Source organism: Pedobacter sp. SYP-B3415, from assembly GCF_004138205.1.
Lineage (GTDB): Bacteria > Bacteroidota > Bacteroidia > Sphingobacteriales > Sphingobacteriaceae > Pedobacter.
The window spans coordinates 243,894-263,989 of sequence record NZ_RXNQ01000031.1 but is presented as its reverse complement, the minus strand read 5'-3'; the positions used below and the strand labels follow the sequence as shown (position 1 = coordinate 263,989).

The following is a 20,096-nucleotide window of genomic DNA, read 5'->3' as shown; positions in this document are numbered from 1 at the left end:
GATTTACAGATCCGGGATTTGAAACTCCCGGATCGTAAATTATAAAGGAGGAATTTTTATGATGTCACTGAGCAAATACACAGCTGGTAAACCAGCGATAAATGGATTCAGCGATGTTTTTGAGTCCATTTTCAACGATTCATTTTTTTCAGACCGCAGCGGATCCAAACTTCCTGCAGTAAATATTGCAGAAACCGCCGAAGCGTACCACATCGATATGGCCGCACCGGGTCTGCATAAGGAAGACTTCCAGGTTCAATTAGACCGCAATGTTCTGACGATCTCTGTCGTAAAAGAGCCTGCTGCCGAAAGCGATGGGCGGCATTACGTGCGGCGAGAGTTCAATTACAATTCATTTGTTCGCTCGTTCGCATTACCGGAAAGTGCTGACGACCGGCAGATCGATGCCAGTTATACGAATGGCATGTTGTCTATTCGTGTAGCAAAAAAAGAAGAGGCAAGAAACATAATGAGGCGTATCGAGATCAGTTGATCAGATCCTGTACATCTTAGGAAATAAAATGAGGAGTTTCAAACCGCCAACCGCCCGATAGGGCGGTTTTTGTTTTTAGGGACAGCGCCCCTGGCATGATGGCTACAGTAGCGACCGGAGTCCGTTTTTGGCCTGGTAACTGGTAAGCCGCTCAATACGTCCCAGCATCCGTACGCGTGGAGGCACCTTAGCGTCAGTCTTAACGAGACGCAGCGGCGTTGTTTCGGCTTTTCTGAGCTCATAGCCGGTTAATTGAATTCTTTTCATTTCCATATCAATGTCCTCCCATTTCTGAACTTCCCTTAAGCCTAGACAAAAAACGGATGTTTTTAAGATAGGCCTCCAGCTTGCTGAACTCCAACTGGTGAATTGCACGTACAGCAGATTTTAATGTTTCTTCGCTTACTTTCAACCGGCGTGACCAGTATTTTCTTGATGTTTCGTCAGAAATGTCTACCATTTCTGGCGCTCTCCTAGCGTGTGTGGCTGATGCTTTCATGGTCTTATTTGGTTAGCTTTATATCCTAATAACCTGAAGTAAAAGGTAAATGTTTGATGCAAACTACCCGTTTTTAAAGACTCATGATCCCGTAAACAGCCCCTGCAATGTTGCTTAAAGCAGGTTGCGCCGGGTATACGGCCCTTATGCGCTCGAAATGGTTTTGCCGGCCAGCACCGCCACTGTGTCAAGCAGTACAGTAATGTCAAAAGGTTTTTCAAGAAAGGCGTCGGCACCGAATTTTCGAAGGTCGGCGATCAGGAAGCCGGGTCGCGCCGACAGGAGCAGAACGGGCACGGCAGACAGGCGCGGCTGCAATTTAACCCAGAAACAAAGTTCCCTACCGTCTGTACAGCCGAGATGAATATCGATGATGACAAGGTCTGCTGCGCCATGCAGCAACGCAGACTGAAGTTCTGCAGCTGAGCGATAGCCCAATACATGATAATTGCCAAGACTAAGGGTTGCCAGGATCGCATCGAGATTATCATCGCGGTCATCAACCACCATTATTGTTTTCAAAGAAATCGCTTAGGTTTTCAAATGTATAACTTTTTATTATTAATTGTTAAACAAAACTGATTAAAAGTTAGCTCAATGGCAGCAGTTCTTTTTTGCATGCATATTCGTCTTCCGGTGTAAACCTTTGTTCAGCTATACGTGTTATCGTTGCACATGAAAGGAACCACATTTAGCCCCACATTCGGCGTAAAGTATAAGGATAAACAGGCAGAGATTTGTCTATGGGCGCCTGACGCGAACGATGTGCAACTCGCCATCAATGAGAACGGAAATCCACTATCTATGACAAAACAGGAGCGCGGTCTTTGGACGCTCTCGACAGATCAGCTAAGACCCGGGACGTCTTATCAGTTCGTTGTCGATGGCAGCCTCATCGCAGACCCGGCTTCGAAACTGCAGCCGGAGGGACCAGCCGGCCCGTCTCAGGCAGTCGATCTTTCAGAATTTTCCTGGACTGATGGCAACTGGGTGAATTTTGACCTCTCAGAATACATCATTTACGAACTGCACACAGGCACATTCACAGACGCAGGTACATTTTCGGGCATCGAAGAGCGGCTCGATTATCTGAAAGATCTGGGAATAACTGCGATCGAAATCATGCCGGTTGCCGCGTTTCCAGGTACGCGCAACTGGGGTTACGACGGCGTTTTTCCCTTTGCCGTTCAGGAAAGTTATGGCGGGCCCCAGGCCCTACAGCACCTTGTGAACGCCTGCCACGAAAAGGGTATGGCGGTGATACTTGACGTTGTTTATAACCACCTGGGCCCCGAAGGCAACGTGCTTACCACGGTTGGGCCATATACTACTGCTAAATACCCAACCCCCTGGGGCGAGGCTATGAACATGGACGATGCCGGCTCTGATTACGTGAGGCAATATTTTATTGAGAATGCGCTGCTGTGGTTATCCGAGTACCATATCGATGCTTTGCGACTCGACGCGGTACATGCCATCCGTGATTTCGGACCCAAACATTTTCTGGCAGAATTAGCGGATGCGGTGCGTGATCTGGAACAGCAGACAGGGAAAAATTACCACCTTATTGCAGAATGTGACCTGAACGACCGTCGCTTCCTGGAAAGTACAGACCGGGCGGGTTACGGGATGGACGCGCAGTGGGTTGATGAATTTCACCATGCCCTTCGTGTCACCTGCGGTGAACCGGCCGAAGGTTACTACAGCGATTTTTCCGGCCTGGCACATCTGGCGAAGGCATTCAGTTCGGGTTATGTATACGACGGAATCTTTTCGAGCCACCGTGATCGTACCTTTGGAACAAAGACGACCGGGATTCCGGGCAGCCAGTTTGTAGTATTCTCACAAAATCATGACCAGGTGGGCAACCGGGCATTCGGCGAGCGAAGCGTCGTGCTTTACGGCGCTGCGAAAGCCAGGCTGATGGCCGCTGCCACGCTGCTGTCTCCCTTTGTTCCGCTGCTGTTTATGGGTGAGGAATATGGGGAAACCAGGCCTTTTCTTTATTTCATGGATCACCAGGGTGCCGAACTCGTAGAGGCTGTCAGGAAGGGCAGGGCATCTGAATTCAGTTTTGCTGAAGGGCAGGAGCCACCAGATCCAAAGGCTGAAGAAACATTTCTTGATTGTAAACTTTCTTTTTCAACGGCCGCCGAACACGGGAAGATGTTTGCCTATTATAAGGCATTAATCAGTATGCGGAAAACAGATCCTGTGTTTAATGCAGCAGACCGTTCGGCATTGCAGGTTGATCACGATGAAAGTAAACAGCTGCTCATCCTCGACTGGAATACGGGCATGCACAAGCGCCGCGTCTGTTTTAATTTTTCTGATCAACCGCTCAAACTGGACTTACCCGACCAGGGGGAATATTCAGCGGTCTTCAATTCTGATGATCAATGCTGGGGCGGCAACGGGACTGCCGCTGCTGAGCCTGAACAAGCTTTCACTATTCCTTCATTAAGCGTTATCATTTTAGCAAACTAAGTCATGCATCCAACCACAACATACAGGATTCAATTTCATAAAGATTTCACCTTTCAGCATCTGATCAGACAGATCCCATATTTGCATTCTTTAGGCATAGATACCATTTATGCGTCACCGGTATTTACGGCTTCGCCGGGCAGTACCCATGGTTACGACGGAACGGACCCCCTGACAATTTCGCCCGAGATCGGGACGGAAGATGAACTGGTTAAACTGGCCGCTTTGCTCAAAGAGCGGGGTATGCAGTGGCTGCAGGACTTCGTGCCTAACCATATGGCGTTTGTTGCTGAAAATAACTGGCTGGCTGATGTGCTTGAACATGGAAATAATTCGGCCTACAAATCCCATTTCGACCTCTTTACGAATGATCTGGAGCAGGAGAAACTTATGCTGCCGTTTTTGGGGAGTGATCTTGAGGATGCTGCAGCGAAACAGGAGATCCGGTTTGTCTCAAAAAACGGCTCCTTCTATCTTGAAGCCGGCGGGCAATTATGGCCCGTCAACAAGCAGACGACAACAAGGTTGCTGAACGAAGGTATAACTGCATCTCAGGAAGATGGAATTGAGACAGCCGATGCCGTAAATAACAATACCGCTTTGTTGCTTGAGCTGATCTCGCTGCAATACTACAGGCCATGTAACTGGCAGGAAACCGCATCGTATATTAATTACCGGCGGTTCTTTACGGTAAACAGCCTGATCTGCCTGAACATGCAGGACCGGACGGTATTTGATGATTATCATGCATACTTGCTTGAGTTAATAGGCCGCGGGCTAATTCAGGGCGTGCGGATCGACCATGCCGATGGCCTTCAGGACCCGGGCACTTACCTGGAATGGCTTCGGGACGCCTGCGGTGAAGCCTGTTACATCGTTATCGAAAAAATCCTGGCCCGGAACGAGGTTATGCCTGACTGGCCCATGCAGGGAACTACCGGGTACGAATTTCTCGCCATGGTGAATAACCTCCTTACTGACCGGGAAGGTCTGGGGGAGATGAACGCCCTGTATGACCGTTTTACCGGAAAAGCAAGCAGTCCGGAATTAAAAGCCAGGGAAAAGAAACGGCTCATTCTGTCTGAACATATGCGCGGCGAACTGTCGTTATTGAGCAGTCTCGCTGCCAAAGCCGGTGCAGAACCGGATCAAGCCGCGGGGCACATCATGACACTGATGACAGAGATGCCGCGCTACAGGTATTATTTTGATGAAAACGGGGCGAGTGAAGAATTTTCGACGTTTCTGAACAAACTTCAGCAATCTTCAGACACCCGTGAGGCTGCAGTATTTGTGAGTGAATTACTGGAACAATCGTCGCAAAACGCTGAGGCCCGGATATTTTTTAAACGGCTCATGCAGTTCAGCGGACCTGTGATGGCTAAAGGAATTGAAGATACGCTGATGTATGATTTTAGCCGGTTCATCGCTCATAATGAAGTTGGCGATTCGCCCGAATTTTTTGGTATCCGCAGCAGCGAGTTCGTCAGAGAAATGAAGTTGAGGCTTGAAACATGGCCGGCCGCGCTGAACGCAACGGCGACGCATGACACCAAACGTGGCGAAGACTTCCGTACGCGACTGCTTGTCATCTCTTCGCTGCCTGAAAAATGGGCGCAATGGGTAAATTCCCGTCCGCCGGCAGGCGATATCAGGAAAGAAGATCTTTACTTTCTGTACCAAACCTATCTTGGTTCGCTTCCGCTGCCGGGGCAAAACCCGGCCGACTACCATGAGCGGCTAAAGGCTGCCATGCAAAAGTCATTGCGCGAAGGGAAAGTGAGCTCAGACTGGGCCGAACCAGCGGAAGACTATGAACAGCAGATCTTTGATCTGATTGACAGCCTCCCGGCAAGTCTTGAAGCGCTGCCTGGAGATCAGCAGCGACAGGTCCGTATTTTCCAGGACCTGGGCCTTCTGAACAGCCTCAGCCAGGTATTGATCAAATTTATCAGTCCCGGGGTTCCTGATGTGTATCAGGGGCGGGAAGCCTGGGACTTCAGCTTTGTAGATCCTGACAACCGAAACCCTGTAGATTATGATGCGCACGCCCGTCTGCGGTCGGGGATGTCGCCGAAAGAACTCTGGGAAAGCCGGTATGACGGTGCGGTAAAGATCAGACTTACGACCATCCTGGCCGGTTTGCGCAAACGTTTTCCTCAGTTCTTTGATCTGGCAGACTTTGAACAGGTTGAGCTGCGCGGAAAACATGCCTCAGACTTTTTTGTATTCAAACGAAGCTTCAAGAACCGCCATTTTCTTGTCATCGTACCACTTTCACTAAAGTTATTTGACGCAGATAGTGTTTTTGACCCGGCTGCGCCGGAATTAGGCGATACCCGGCTTGAGCTGGCTTTCCAGCCTTTTACGGCGTTTGATTACATCTCGGGCAAATCTGTAAACCTGGGTATGAAAGCAGATCTGCAATCGATTTTTGAAGAAGGCCTTCCATTGGCGCTCATCGAAATAAATGAAAAGGCGCGGGGTAGCGGTGTGCTCATGCCACTTAATTCCCTTCCCGGCAAAGGCGGCATTGGCGAGATGGGAAGCGAAGCCCGTGCGTTCGTCGACTGGCTGCACCGTGCCGGTCAGCAGTATTGGCAGGTACTACCGCTCAACCCGGTCGATAAGGCTGATCATTATTCGCCTTATAGCAGCCTGAGCAGTTTTGCAGGAAATATTCTGCTGATAGATTTGGCTGAATTGCGTGGCGAGGGCCTACTCGGTCACACACATGATGTCTCAGCGCAGACTGATGGCGCTATCGATTATGCTGAGGTGAGCCAACGCAAGCGCGATGCTCTTGAGCAGGCCTTTGTTGCCTGGCAACGGGATAAAAAAGATCTCGAGGCATTTCAACGTTTTTGCACCGAACAAACGTCCTGGCTTGATGATTATGCGTTGTTCGAAACTATTCGCGAGCAGGAGGGACCAGCCTGGACTGAATGGCGCGATGAGCTTAGGAGCCGTGATGCCATTGCACTTGCCGCTGTTCGTGAACAGCATGCAGAACGTCTTTTATTCTTTAGCTGGTGTCAGTTTATATTTTTTCGGCAATGGGGCGCTTTGAGAAAGTATGCCCGCGACCGACACATAGCCCTGATCGGTGACCTTCCGTTTTATGTAACAGGAAACGCCTGCGATGTATGGGTTAATCCTGAACTATTTCTGCTTGATGAATCTTTTGCGCCCGCCGAGGTTGCCGGTGTTCCGCCCGATGCCTTTGCTGCCACCGGCCAGCGCTGGGGCATGCCGGTTTTCAACTGGCGGGCTATGAAAGCACAGGGTTATAGCTGGTGGATAGACCGAATTGCCGCCAACCTGGCCATGGTAGACCTGGTACGGCTTGACCACTTCCGTGCCTTCGCCGCGTATTGGTCAATACCCGCAGAAGCGCCGGATGCGAGCGGAGGCAGCTGGCAGCAGGGACCGGCCAATGACTTCTTTGCAGCACTCAACCTGCGTTTTCCAAACCAGCCGTTCATTGCTGAAGATCTTGGCGAAATTGATGAGCCTGTATACGCACTCAGAGACCGCTGGCACCTGTCAGGAATGAAGGTTCTGCAGTTCGGTTTTTCGGGCCCCCAGGGTTTGAACGATCATTTACCACATCAGTTTGACTCACGTAACCTGGTTGTTTACACCGGAACGCACGACAATGACACCACGCAGGGTTGGCTTGACGCATTGTCGCGGAAAGACAAAGCTGAGCTTGACAGCTACCTGTCAGAGAGCGAAGGCACACAAGTTAAACAACTGATCCGCATGGCTTATGCTTCTGTAGCGTGGCTGGCGCTGGTACCGGTTCAGGACCTGCTGGGCCTGGGTACCGAAGCGCGGATAAATTTTCCGGGCAGTACCGAAAAAAACTGGACCTGGCGCCTTCCGGCCGGCAGCCTTACTGACGAGCTTGCCGCAGAACTCATGTGGCTGGCAAAACAATATGGGCGGCTGTAAAGGCTGCCCATGTTTCTAAGGCGGGGAACCGTATTGACAGGTTTAAGACAGGATAAAAATCTACGGCAGACAGCGGCAGGGCTGCTGCCGTCCTATTGAGGTGTTAACCGCTGAAATAACTTTCGTTGCTCCGGCGGCCCGCTTTAAGGTATAACTTTCCCGTTTCGCTGTCGATGATCAGGTTGAAACGTTTGAGTATATCGCCACCGATCAGGCTTACCTGCTGACGGCCAATGCTGCCTTCGAAAAACCCTGCGCGAAGTTCGAACAAACTGAGTCCACCGATCTGAATTTCAGGGAGGGTCGCGTTTGTGGTTTTCACAGCATTTCCAAACGCATCCCTGAGCGTTTTTTCACCGGTGATGACCAGCTTTTTGCCGAGGTTTTCTGAGCGTGCAAAATTGTCATTGAACAGCACGGCACCGGGATAGCCGGAATGAAGCATAAAACGGTGTACAATCTTTCTACCCATTACGAAGCAGTCCGCATCGATAAAGAGTTGGCCATTTTCCACGTGCAGGGGAATCAACTTATACTGTGCGGCGTATTCAGGTGTCTTTTTATGTATCAGTAGCTGACTTCTGTCATAGTCTATCTCAAGGATCTTGCCTGTAAAGAGATCTATCCCGCATTTGCCGTCAGAACCCTGCCCCGAATTCGTATTTTCCCATAAGGACTGATTTCTCCAGCTCAATTTACCTATCTCGAGCAGGTTACCCGTACTCATCCTCGAGCTGTTTCCGGCGCCGCCCCAGCTGCTGATGCGATCAGTTTCTGAACTGAAATGTACACTGTTCAGCTTTTTTACTGCTTCGGCCGTAAGTGTTATGGCGTTTGCCGCGGTATGAAACATCAGACGGACGCTGTCTTTTTTGTTTAACCGGGCGCCGATGATGATGTTGTTGTAGGCAGTTAGTTCAAAAGGGATGCTGGTTGGTCGTTGTCTTGCAGAAGCGTGTTCTGCAGTCAGGACAATGAGAAAACAACACAGCATAAGCTGAGAGAAATATTTTTTGATGACGCGCATGGTTCGGACGTTAAAGATGCGCTAAAATAGTATTCTGAAGTATGGCGGTCAATAGACAGCTGCTGTATAAATCGGCTACGCAACGCTGGTCAACCGGAGGGGAGGGCACATGGCATGATGTTTGAAAAGCTCCGCACTGATGGTTGACTAGGCCCTCCATCAGCTCGTATTGTTTGGTTGGTCGCAAGGCCAATACCCGGGACCAGTGTTTACTGATCCCGGGTTTTTTTTGGCACTTACTTTCAAAACATGACGACGGGCGTACAGGCCCTTCAATTTTCGACAGGCTCAGGCTCGACCGCTTTGCTTTTGATCATAGTTGGGCTCTTTTGTGGTTTAGACCGCTTGTTTTTCTTTTTGAATTTCCGGCCGTACCAGATCAGAAAACCGGTTATGGGCAAACTGGCGCCGATCAGCGTGACCAGGAAAGCCAGGACTTTCCCCGGGAAGCCCAGAATACTTCCTATATGGATGTCGTAGTTCATGCGCCGCAGTTTTCCTCCCGCAGAGGCCTCCTCATAATCGATACCGTAAATCCCTTCGCGGGCAAATTCTTTCAGCGTGTGCTGGTCGAACGTGTAACTCTGGTTGTTATAGAACTGACCCTTGCTCGGGTATACCGTTACACCGATGGTCGTCTTTGCTCTTGACGTATCCGGAAAGGTATAATAAAAACCTTCAGACGCGGGGTGCCGTGTAATTACCTTCTGCCAGGCAAGATCCATAGCCTGCTGCGGTGTAAAACGTTTGCCGGACTGCAGCGAATCTGATTCAAACCGTTGAAATTCGGTCAGTTTCTCGCCGCCGGTTGTTACCCAGTAAAGGCCCTTGCTGTACCAGCTGATGCCATAGACCATGCCGGTGAGGGCGATGAACAGCAAAAAAATCAGTGAGTAAAATCCGAGCACGTTGTGCAGGTCAAGATTAACCCGCTTGAAAGATGCACCCCATTTAATTTTGAAACTTTTCTCTCGTGTCGATTTATTCCATTTTTTCGGGTACCACCAGATGAGCCCGGTAATAAGCAGGATCACGAAGATCAGCGTTCCGTAATTGACAATCGGCCGTCCGATCTCATAAGGCAGCCATAGAAAGCGGTGGCCGTTGAGAACAAAACGAAAAAAGTCGACCTGGCCCTTTTTACGCTCTGTAACGCTTACCACCTTTCCTGTGTAGGGATTGATATTCAGAGTTGTACCGCCGGCACGCCGGCCCTGTTCTTTCGGGCTTTTGAGGTTAAGCGTAATGCTGCGGCCCTGCTGATATTGGGCGTAGGCCGGGCTTTTATCCGGATACAGCCGGTAGGCAATCTCATAAAGGCGGGAAGGCATGATAACCGGTTTATCCTGCCGGGCTATTTTTGTCTCAGGCTGCAGCAGACCTGTAATCTCCTCATTAAACACCCAAATACACCCGGTCAGGCAGACCACAAAGACAATGACGCCCGATATCAGGCCCAGCCAGAGATGCAGCCACTTGTTGATCCTGGTAAAAAGGGTTTCCCTGTTTTTTTTCTTAACGTGATTTTTCATACCGTTTGTCATTGTCTTTTGGCTGAGATGAGAAAATTAACGCAGATGCTGAATTGCCGCGATGGTACCGCCTTCAACTTTTAAACCCCTGGTTGCGGTTGCATTCACCGCGTCTATCTTGTACACGTAACTTGTGCCGTCTTTGAGATTGAGGCCGATATACGCCGTGCGACCATCTTTCGGGCTGTAATTATTTGATGAAATGCTGTTGATCTGTGAAGCCTCAGGCATACCTGCAGCAAGTTTGAATGTTTGATCTGCAACATTGAGGATGCCGATCCGGTTGCCCACCAGGAACTGGCCACGTTCTGCTTTGGGAATCGCGTTTACAACGAAGTTATTGTTGCCGATATACAGCCAGTTGGTGATCACCATTCCGCCCGATACGTTTTCAAAATTGAGAAAATAACTTTTGTCAAATTCGGTTGTTCCCGCTTTAATCCTGGTAATCGCCGACGGTTTGGTTGAAGTAAATTCTTTGTTGTTCATGGCAACAGATGAAGAGAATGCGTATACGTCGCCGTTTTCTGTGAGCCCTAAACCGTCGGTGAAGTAGCGGCCGATAAAACTTGTCCGGTTGTCTGTGATCACTTTTTCCAGCTTCATGTCGGGGTAGGAGTATACAGCAATCCAGGCCTGGTCAGGAAAGTTCGTATCGAACGCAGCGTTGCAGCATGCTTTTATGGAGAAATAAGGGGCATAGACCTTGTTGCCTACCTGCTTGATCCAGCTAAAGAAACCCGATTCGCCGTTTTTGTTCAAATCCTGCACGTTGACCGTTCCCTCGCTGCTGATCAGCAGGCTATTGGTGTTAACGCGGTACCAGTTTGCCAGCGGATTGGTGATGGCCCGGGGAATCTTTACCAGCAGGATATCATCGTTAACAGGAGCAAACGCCTGTACGGTTTCGGTTTGAAAATTTGAAAGTTTGTTCAGCCTGCCGTCAGACAGGTCATATGTCGTAACCGCGCCCGGGTTACCCTGGCCGTATAACATGCTGAAAAAACGGTTGTTGTGCGTAACATAATAACGGTAGGTGCCATCCTGTTCCACGCCATTTTTTTCGGTAGTAATAGAACCTTCGTCAAGCGAACCGGCATTGATCAGGTAGTCGGCAACGGCCGTGGCAGCCACGGGTGTTACGGCAAGTACATACGGACCGCGAGTCCGGGTATCTTTTTCACTGTCTTTTTTACATGCGTTGAGCCCGATGGCCAGCATAGCGAGCATTGCTGCCGCGGTAGATTTCAGTTTCATATCGATTTTGATTTAATTTTATTTAGTGCTGATGAAGTACCTGAGGTTCAGGAAAAATGCGCGTCCCGGCTTCTGGAGACTGAAGTTGTCGAAGAGGTCCGCATTGGTAAGATTTTTGGCCTCCAGACCGATGTTGTACCGGCCGCCCCGTACACTGTAGACGAAGTTCAGATCATGGTTGAGTTGCCTCGGCACCATTAACTTGCTGTCGCCCTCGGTGCGTCCGCCGCGACTCGGCCAATAAAGCCAGAAAGCATGAACATATAGCAGATTGTAGCCAATGGTCAGGTTGTTTCCTTTGCGACCTACATTTGGCAGCGAAACAGATACATCTCCGTTGCCGTAGAAATAGGGAATGTTTGGCATCTGGTCTTTATAAACTGCGCTTATGCCGGAAAAGCCGGGCTCATACATCTGCATGTTCTGCAGATACTGATAGGTAAGGGTAGCGCCGGCCGTAAGCCAGTTGCTGTATGCATAGCGTAGTTCGGCGTCACCGCCATAGGTGCGCACGCCGTCCCGGTTATCAGCAACCAGCCTGCTTTGATTGTTATTCAGCCTGTTATAGATGAAGTTAGTGGCGTTCCGGTAAATGGCATTTGCATTCAGGATAAATGCATGCTGATCGTTCAGCCTGAAGTTGTAACCGACGCCGATGTTCACATTATTACTTTGCTCAGGTTTCAGCGACGGGTTTGCTTCCTGATTTTCGACATCGCCAAAAATCTCCAGCGCCTCGGGCATCCTGTTGGTAAGCTCATACGATGCCTTAAGCTGGAGTGCCTGGTTCAGGAAATAAGTAGCTGCCATTCCATAACCGATACGATTGGTCGTGTTTGATCCGGCAGCCCCATTAGTCCCGTTCAGGTTGAACTGGCTGATGTATTTCCCAAACACGGTTGCACTCCACCGGTTTGGTACATTGAAACTATAGCCGGCGCCGAGGACATTTTTATTTGTTTTTCTCGGCCGCTCGTATTCGGCATTGGCAGGATTCAGCTCATCACTGCCACGGCGGTCGAATGTACTGAAGACATTGCTCAGCGCGAGCGATTGTCTGTCGTCTATACGGTAGTTCAGCATAGTCGTGGCCAGACCGTTGTTGTTTTTGTACTTGTAAAGACTTCTGGCACGTTCGCCGTTGGCGCCGTTTGGTTTGCTATTGCCATACCAGTCGTACCGAACGTTCAATGTATCGATGTTCTGTTCCTCGCCAAGATTATAGTTGGCGTTTACCGTCACATCCAGTCCTTTAAGCAGGTTGTCTTTCTTGTATTTCAGCGTAGGCATCAGAATATTTCCCCGCCTGTGCCAGCCGCCGAAAACGGAGGCCATGCGCGCACCCGTTTGAATTTCCTTGTAATTTTTGCCAACTGTAACACCAAGTAAAAGCCGGTCTGCATACCGCTTGCCCACTACACCAACACCGGCAACCAGCGTTTCATTGTGGTAGGTGTCATGAAATCTGCGCAGCAGCGATGCCGGCGCGTACGCGCCGGTATAGATATCTGATGCTTCAACACGCACCTTGTAATTATTGTCTGAATAGTTTTGGAACGCATTCAGCTGAACAGTGAATCCGTTTTCACTTGTAACGGCGGCGTTGATGACGCTCCTGTGGGTATTAAATGAGCCGTATGAATAAGATGCATCAATAAAATTCCGGTATTTGTTGCCGGTTACGATATTGATGGCACCGCCAAGAGCGTCTGATCCCAGCCACATTGGCACAACGCCTTTGTATACTTCAACACGGTCGGCAATATTGATCGGGATGTTGTTAATCTGGAACGATGAACCAAAATTATCCATCGGAATGCCGTCAATGAAATACCTTACATGGTTGCCCGAAAAACCGTTTAATGAGAGATTGAAATTTGAACCAACGCCGCCCGATTCGCGTACGCGGATTCCCGCTACCCGGTCTAACGCTCCTGAAATATCAAGTGTGGTATTGTATAGTTTTGAGGCATCGATGGCTGTTACATTAAATGCCTGCCTGTTTACTTCCTGGCTTGCCGACCTGCCCAGAATACTGACAGTTTGCATTTCATGAGCAGCGTTTTCCAGCCTGAAGTCTGCGATCAATTGCTGACCGGCCGCCAGTGTGATTTTTCTGCTGCGCGGAACGTAACCTATTGAGCTGACAGTCAGGGTATAGGTGCCGGCAGGAACCTGGCTGATGCGATACTGGCCGCCACTATCTGATACCGTGCCGAATGATGTATTCTGAAGCGTGATGCTCGCAGCAGCGATGGCATTCCCGTCGTTGCTGCGAACTGTTCCGCTTATAGCCGATGGCTGATTTTGAGCGTAGGTGAAAATAAACTGGGCACAAAAGATTCCCAGTAGCAAAATTTGTTTAATTTGCATGGCTTTTAATACAGATTAAAGGTAAACCGGGCTAGCCCGGCCGCCACACGGGTCCGAAACCGTGTGGCATTTTTATGCCGCAAATATAGTTTTATTTAGAATAAGTCCAAATAAAGAATGTTTAATGACGTGTTATTCTTCATCATCAAGGTATAAATACGTTCTGATAATGAATTGAGGTGACCAGAGGGCGGGGTTTTTGGTTCGATAAGCTCTTCGATAATTTCCGGATCTATTATTTGCATGAAGCTGCACCAGAGTACCGAACAGTTGACCACTGCAGCGCCTGGTGGTTGTTTACGAATAAGAATAGCCTGAACGAAGGCCGGAGGTTCTTGTAATGGAACGAGCGCTTTCGGCTATGCCTCAGGTGCTTGTTTTCCAAGAAAAGAAGAGGCCCCGGCGACGGTGAGCGGTCCGATACCACAGTTTCACATTTGTTGACTACCGAAAGGCTATATACTTCGCGACACTTTCCCCATACAACAGTGTCTCATTACTTATGAAGCATTCCTCTTTGCGTTTATGGTCATGAAGCAGTTTCCTGCTCAATGATATTGTAAAGCTGTTCCAGGCGATAAAGCAGGGGGTCGGCAATTTTTGGGGGCGGATTAAATTTCAAACTGAACAGGTGTACTTTAACAAAGTGGGCGGGATCCTGAATTACGGTTGCTGCGTTGAGGCGTACAGGTCCTGCAGGCAGTGCTGCGGTTTCAAAATAAGTTTCCAGTTCGGCTTGAGACATCGTGCAAAAATGCAAAATCCGGCTGGTCCTGCCGGATTTTGTTGATAAATTAATGCGTTTGTTCGCGGCCGGCCCCAGCTACCAGAACCGAACGTACAAGACAGTCAGCAGCATCAGCGTCAGCACGATCAGCGCCATGGTCGAAGGTGCGACCCGGAACATCTCTTTGTTCAGAATAAGTGCCTTTGGATTCACTTTTGGACCGGCAAGGCTGATTCCGATCATCACCAGCATGGTAAATGCAAAGGCAAGACCCATACAAATCAGAAAGGGAATTTCATAACCGCCCTTTCCGTTCGGAAATGCTGTGTACAGCCAGGTTTCATTTCCAAACCATTGCGGGGCGTAATTATTGAAGACTACAGAGAGAATAAAACCGGTTAATAATCCTGCAATAGCTGCTGCGCCGCTGGTCCTTTTCCAAAACATCCCGAGGAGGAACATAGCAAATACCCCCGGACTGATGAATCCTGTATATTTCTGGATAAAGGTAAAGCCGCCTTCACCACCGATACCGAGCAAATCGTTCCAGGTAAGCAATACTGACAAAACGATGGCCAGCAGGATGGCAAAGCGGCCTACACCGATCAGCTTTTTCTCGCCTGCATCTTTATTAATGTACTTTTTATAGATATCCAGCGTAAAGATTGTGGAGATGCTGTTTGCCTTGCCGGCAAGCGAGGCTACGATGGCGGCGGTAAGTGCTGCGAGCGATAGACCTTTCAGACCGGAAGGCAGGAAGCCGAGAAGTGCAGAGTAAGCATTGTCAGCGTTGAAGTGCCCGCCGGGAGCCATCTCTGCCTGCAGCTGCCCGTTTTTATGCAATACGTACGCTGCTATTCCCGGCAGCATGACAATAACAGGCATACCCAGTTTCAAAATACCGGCGAAAAGGATACCTGTGCGAGCCGTTTTGAGGTCGGCGCCAAGCGCGCGCTGCGTAATATATTGGTTGCAGCCCCAGTAATTCAGGTTTACGATCCATTGTCCGGCAAAATACATGGCAATGCCGGGCAGCATCAGGTATTTATTGATTTCTGCCTGCGAAGCGCCCGGGCCGGGTTTATTCAGGATCATCCTGAAGTGATCGGGGGCGTCTTTCATCATCGCAGTAAAACCTGCCAGGGCGTCTTTGCCAAGACCGAACTGCTCGCTCACCATTGTCAATGCAATATATGTCGTGGCCAGACCACCTATAATCAGTACCAGCACCTGTATCACATCTGTAAAGCCGATTACCTTCATGCCGCCCAGGGTAATGATCAGTGCAAATACAGAAAGCGCAACCATGATCAGGTGGAAATTAGCACCCTCGGCAAGGTTGCTGATCGCCAATGCGCCCAGATAAAGGATCGATGTCAGGTTTACAAAAACGTACAGGAACAACCAAAAAATAGCCATGATCAGACTAACCGTTTCATTGTACCGCGTCTGGAGAAACTGCGGCATGGTGAAGATCTTATTTTTCAGATACACCGGGATAAACCATACGGCGACGATAATCAGCGCCACCGCGGCTACCCATTCATATGCGGCTACGGCTATGCCGACAACAAATCCGTTTCCGCTCATGCCGATAAACTGCTCAGCAGATATGTTTGAGGCGATGAGTGATGCGCCTATAGCCCACCAGGTCAGCGATCCTTCGGCCAGAAAGAAGTCGTGGCTGCCGCTGACCTTTTTATCATTTTTGCGGCGATAGATCCAGTAACCGTAACCGGCAATCAGGATAAAATAAAAAACAAAGACAAGATAGTCTAAGGTTGAAAAGCTGCTCATGGTTTATAGTTTGGTTTGGTCGTTGTTTGCGGTTATTTATAAAACATTTCGTTCCACTGCAGCTCTTTTCGCAGTGCAGGCAGCTGCGTATGGGCGCCAATATGGACCATCTCGATTCCGGCGATAGCCGCAAAATCGGCAAGCTGAGAAGCCTTCAGGTTTTGGCTGTAGACAGTATGATGTGCGCCGCCTGCATAAATCCATGCAGCACATCCGGTCTTCATATCCGGAAGCGCCTTCCACAGTACCCTGGCCACCGGCAATTTAGGCAAGTCTTCTGAAACTTCAATACCTTCCACTTCATGAACAATCAGCCTGAAGCGATTTCCCATATCTACCAGTGCGGCGTTGAGCGCCTGACCGCCGCCCGCGTTGAATACAAGCCTGGCAGGATCCGCTTTACCGCCTATTCCCAACGGATGTACCTCCAGTCTGGCTTTTCCTGCTGCAAGTGATGCGTCAACCTCCAGCATATGTGAGCCAAGTACCAGGTTGTTGCCGGGCTCAAAATGGTAGGTGTAATCTTCCATGAACGCATTTGCGCCCGGCAGCCCTGCACCCATTACTTTACATGCCCTGACCAGGGCGGCGGTTTTCCAGTCGCCTTCGCCGGCAAAACCATAGCCATCTGCCATGAGGCGCTGAACTGCAAGTCCGGGGAGCTGGACCATACCATGCAGGTCCTCAAAAGTATCGGTAAATCCTTTGAAATCGCCTTGTGTTAAAAAAGTTCTGAGGCCAAGTTCAATCCGGGCGGCCTCGCGCACCGAATGATGCCGGTTGCCCCCCGGAAGCAGGTCGGCAGCGATTTCGTAATCATTTTTATAGATGGCTACAAGTTCATCAATATCACTGTCAGAAACGGCCTGGATGAATCCGACCAGGTCGCCCACGCCATAGGTATTAACGGAGAACCCGAATTTGATCTCGGCTTCGACCTTATCGCCTTCAGTTACCGCGACCTGGCGCATGTTGTCCCCAATGCGGGCAAATTTCGCTCCCTGCCAGTCGTTCCATGCCGCCGCCGCCCGGGCCCATTCGCCAACTTCGGTTTGCAGCGCTGGATCCTGCCAGTGTCCGACCACAACTTTCCTGTCCATTCGCAATCTGCTCACCATGAAGCCGAACTCCCGGTCGCCATGTGCGCTCTGGTTAAGATTCATGAAATCCATGTCAATTTCATTCCATGGAATGTCCCTGTTGAATTGCGTATGCAGGTGCAGCAGGGGTTTCTGCAGAATATTTAATCCACGGATCCACATTTTGGCAGGCGAAAAAGTATGCATCCAGGTTACCACGCCAATACATTCCGGGGCCGTGTTTGCCTGCAGCAAGGTGTTGTAAATTTCTTCCGGTGTTTTAACAACCGGCTTCCAGACAATCCTGACCGGAATCCGGGCTGAAGCGTCGAGTGCAGCGGCAACCTGCTGTGCATGCTCTGCCACGCGGGCGAGCGTTTCTTCACCATAGAGGTGCTGGCTCCCTGTGAGAAACCAGAGTTCGTATTTTTTTAAGTCCATCATAGTGGTTGATTATTTTTGCCCGTAATAGGCGTTTTGACCATGTTTTCTGTCGTGATGTTTTTTGATAAGGCTGTCTTTCATGCGTCCGGCCGAAGGATTGATCAGGCGGCTCATGTAGGCCATATGCGCCAGGTTTTCGAGTACAGCGCTGTTGTACACGGCCTTTTCGGGCGTTTTTCCCCATGTAAATGGCGCGTGGTTTCCGACCAGCACCATTTCGGTCTGCGTGTAGTTGAGATCTAAGTCCCGGAAATGATCCATGATCTGAAACCCGGTCTCATATTCATAATTGCCCGTAATGCGGGAATCGTCCATAGGTGGCGCGCAGGGAATATCGCAGGTCAGGTGATCCGCATGCGTTGTGCCCATAAGTGGAATAGGGCTTAATGCCTGTGCCCAGGCGGTAGCGTAGACAGAGTGTGTATGGGCTATGCCGCCAATACCTGGCCAGTTTTTGTACAACACGGCATGCGTCGCCGTGTCTGATGACGGCCGCAGTCTGCCTTCTACAGTTTTGCCATCAAAATCGACAATAACCATGTCCTCCTCCCGCAGGTCTGCGTAAGGAACACCACTTGGTTTGATGGCGAAAACGCCCGCATCTGCATCTGCTGCGCTCACATTTCCAAATGTGAAAAGTACAAGACCCAGTTCTGGCAACTGCAGATTAGCCAGGTAGGCTGCCTCACGAAGATGCTGGTATTTGCTCATGATGAATACTGTTGGTGGTTAAGTCCTGCTGTACAAAATTTCCTAGCGCTGCATAACGCGCGTACCGACGGCGCAGATATGGGAAGCGATGGCTGTCTGGCATGTATGTTTTCTCAAAGCCCTGGCCCATTTTTTTCATGGCGGTATCTATGTCAGGGTAGATGCCTGCTGCAACCGCGGCGAACATGGCCGCTCCGATCGCACAGGTATGTTCTGACTGATGGATGCGGATCGGCATTTCCAGGACATCTGCCAGTAACTGCATAATAAAGGGAGACTTTTTTGCCACGCCGCCTATGCCGATCAGCCCGCGTACCGGAACACCTTCGCGTTCAAAACGTTCTACAATACTTTTTGCGCCAAAACAAGTAGCTTCGGCGAGTGCACGGAAAAGAGCCGGCGCGTCTGTACCCAAACTTAACCCTGTTACCGCGGCTTTCAATTCCTGATTGGCGTCGGGCGTCCGGCGGCCATTGAGCCAGTCGATAGCCAGCGGCGCGGAGTCATCATCCGGCAGTTGAGCGGCTTGCTCGCTAAGCATGGCAATCAGGTTATTTTCAAGGCCCAGCAACGCTGACTCAAGTTCAGGACCCGCGTTTGCAGCAAGCTGACTGAGGGGCCAGGATATCAGGTTTTTAAACCAGGCGTATACATCGCCAAAGGCCGACTGCCCGGCTTCCAGTCCCAGCAAACCCGGGATAACCGAACCGTCAACCTGGCCGCAAATGCCGTTTACAGTCTGACCGGCAATCGTCTCTGGCGGGGCAACCAGAATATCGCAGGTGCTTGTGCCCATAATTTTGCATAGGTGATAAGGTTCGATCTGTCCGCCAACGGCCCCCATATGCGCATCAAAGGCACCAACACCGACAACGACTGTTGTTTGAAGACCCAGTCTTTCCGCCCATTCGCTGCTCAGTGTTCCGGCAGCCATGTCTGATGTCTGCGTTTCGCTGAAAAGACGGCCGGTAAAGCCGTCAAGTAATGGATCGATAGCCCGGAAAAAATCATTTGGCGGCAAGGTCTCTGCCCATAGAGCCTTATGACCGGCTGCACACCGGCTGCGTTTCATTTGGTGAACGTCTGTTCCGCCGGTTAGCAGAAATGGAATCCAGTCGCAATGTTCTACCCAGGAGTAACATGCTTGTCGAACCGATTCATCGTGCCTTAAAATATGCAGCAGTTTCGACCAGAACCACTCAGATGAGTAAACACCCCCGCTGAATTTCAGGTAGTCCGCGGCATCTTTTGCTGCCGCCGCATTAATTTCCGCAGCTTCACGAATGGCGGTATGGTCTTTCCAAAGCACAAACATAGCATTGGGATTTTCTTCAAAGCCGGGGAGCAGCGCCAGCGGTGTACCCTGTGCATCGACGGCTACAGGACTGGAGCCGGTTGTATCTACCGAAATTCCTTTTACAAGTCCTGCTTTCTCAGCGCCTGCCTGTGCCAGACACGCTTTAATGGTGTGCTCAAGACCTTCGATATAATCGAGGGGGTGTTGACGAAATCGATTTTTGGATGGTTGACAATATTTACCCTGACGCCACCGGGGGTAATAGTATACGGAAGAGGCGAGCTCTGTTCCGTCGGTTGTATTTACGAGAACCGAACGGACAGAGTCTGTTCCGTAATCTATGCCGATTACATAACTATCTGTGCTCATAACAAGTAATAAACGTCTAATTAACGTTTATTTTTTAATAAAACGAA

Annotated in this window: 15 protein-coding genes; 3 read left to right on the top strand and 12 right to left on the bottom strand. The window is 50.0% G+C overall.

What is annotated here, in order from left to right; all coding sequences use genetic code 11:
• The first annotated feature begins 58 nt into the window (after positions 1 to 58).
• Complete coding sequence (locus tag EJV45_RS11515) at positions 59 to 493, top strand: Hsp20/alpha crystallin family protein (RefSeq protein WP_370291336.1); 435 nt, start codon at positions 59 to 61, stop codon at positions 491 to 493.
• 102 nt (positions 494 to 595) lie between these two features.
• On the opposite strand, the gene EJV45_RS19485 is transcribed toward EJV45_RS11515, so the two are convergent.
• From EJV45_RS19485 to EJV45_RS11505, 3 genes are all read right to left on the bottom strand, one after another.
• On the bottom strand, positions 596 to 760 hold the full coding sequence (locus EJV45_RS19485) for a hypothetical protein (RefSeq protein ID WP_165305047.1): 165 nt from the start codon (positions 758 to 760) through the stop codon (positions 596 to 598).
• A gap of 7 nt (positions 761 to 767) precedes the next feature.
• Positions 768 to 992 (bottom strand): DUF3606 domain-containing protein, encoded by a 225-nt coding sequence (locus EJV45_RS11510; protein WP_129715822.1) that lies wholly within the window; start codon positions 990 to 992, stop codon positions 768 to 770.
• Between the two features lie 144 nt (positions 993 to 1,136).
• Positions 1,137 to 1,514, bottom strand: a complete 378-nt coding sequence (locus tag EJV45_RS11505) for a PleD family two-component system response regulator (RefSeq protein WP_129715821.1) — start codon at positions 1,512 to 1,514, stop codon at positions 1,137 to 1,139.
• Between the two features lie 153 nt (positions 1,515 to 1,667).
• Between EJV45_RS11505 and treZ the strand changes: the two genes are divergently transcribed.
• Positions 1,668 to 3,479, top strand: coding sequence for a malto-oligosyltrehalose trehalohydrolase (gene treZ, locus EJV45_RS11500; RefSeq protein ID WP_129715820.1), 1,812 nt, complete (start codon positions 1,668 to 1,670; stop codon positions 3,477 to 3,479).
• A 3-nt stretch (positions 3,480 to 3,482) separates the two neighbouring features.
• Positions 3,483 to 7,436, top strand: coding sequence for a malto-oligosyltrehalose synthase (gene treY, locus EJV45_RS11495; RefSeq protein WP_129715819.1), 3,954 nt, complete (start codon positions 3,483 to 3,485; stop codon positions 7,434 to 7,436).
• A gap of 103 nt (positions 7,437 to 7,539) precedes the next feature.
• On the opposite strand, the gene EJV45_RS11490 is transcribed toward treY, so the two are convergent.
• The 9 genes from EJV45_RS11490 to EJV45_RS11450 form a co-directional block, all read right to left on the bottom strand.
• Positions 7,540 to 8,463 (bottom strand): hypothetical protein, encoded by a 924-nt coding sequence (locus EJV45_RS11490; RefSeq protein ID WP_129715818.1) that lies wholly within the window; start codon positions 8,461 to 8,463, stop codon positions 7,540 to 7,542.
• 272 nt (positions 8,464 to 8,735) lie between these two features.
• Positions 8,736 to 9,995, bottom strand: a complete 1,260-nt coding sequence (locus EJV45_RS11485; RefSeq protein ID WP_240755265.1) for a PepSY domain-containing protein — start codon at positions 9,993 to 9,995, stop codon at positions 8,736 to 8,738.
• A 36-nt stretch (positions 9,996 to 10,031) separates the two neighbouring features.
• Positions 10,032 to 11,252, bottom strand: a complete 1,221-nt coding sequence (locus EJV45_RS11480; protein WP_129715816.1) for a DUF4374 domain-containing protein — start codon at positions 11,250 to 11,252, stop codon at positions 10,032 to 10,034.
• 18 nt (positions 11,253 to 11,270) lie between these two features.
• Positions 11,271 to 13,625 (bottom strand): TonB-dependent receptor, encoded by a 2,355-nt coding sequence (locus tag EJV45_RS11475; protein ID WP_129715815.1) that lies wholly within the window; start codon positions 13,623 to 13,625, stop codon positions 11,271 to 11,273.
• Positions 13,626 to 14,154: 529 nt separating this feature from the next.
• Positions 14,155 to 14,370 (bottom strand): hypothetical protein, encoded by a 216-nt coding sequence (locus tag EJV45_RS11470; protein ID WP_129715814.1) that lies wholly within the window; start codon positions 14,368 to 14,370, stop codon positions 14,155 to 14,157.
• Between the two features lie 78 nt (positions 14,371 to 14,448).
• On the bottom strand, positions 14,449 to 16,149 hold the full coding sequence (locus tag EJV45_RS11465) for a sodium/solute symporter (protein ID WP_129715813.1): 1,701 nt from the start codon (positions 16,147 to 16,149) through the stop codon (positions 14,449 to 14,451).
• A gap of 32 nt (positions 16,150 to 16,181) precedes the next feature.
• Positions 16,182 to 17,672, bottom strand: a complete 1,491-nt coding sequence (gene araA, locus EJV45_RS11460) for an L-arabinose isomerase (protein WP_129715812.1) — start codon at positions 17,670 to 17,672, stop codon at positions 16,182 to 16,184.
• Between the two features lie 9 nt (positions 17,673 to 17,681).
• The gene (gene araD / locus EJV45_RS11455; RefSeq protein WP_129715811.1) at positions 17,682 to 18,383 is read right to left on the bottom strand and encodes an L-ribulose-5-phosphate 4-epimerase AraD; all 702 of its coding nucleotides are present in this window, start codon (positions 18,381 to 18,383) and stop codon (positions 17,682 to 17,684) included.
• Positions 18,358 to 20,049, bottom strand: a complete 1,692-nt coding sequence (locus EJV45_RS11450; protein ID WP_129715810.1) for a ribulokinase — start codon at positions 20,047 to 20,049, stop codon at positions 18,358 to 18,360. Before EJV45_RS11450 ends, araD begins: the two co-directional genes overlap by 26 nt.
• Positions 20,050 to 20,096 lie beyond the last annotated feature (47 nt).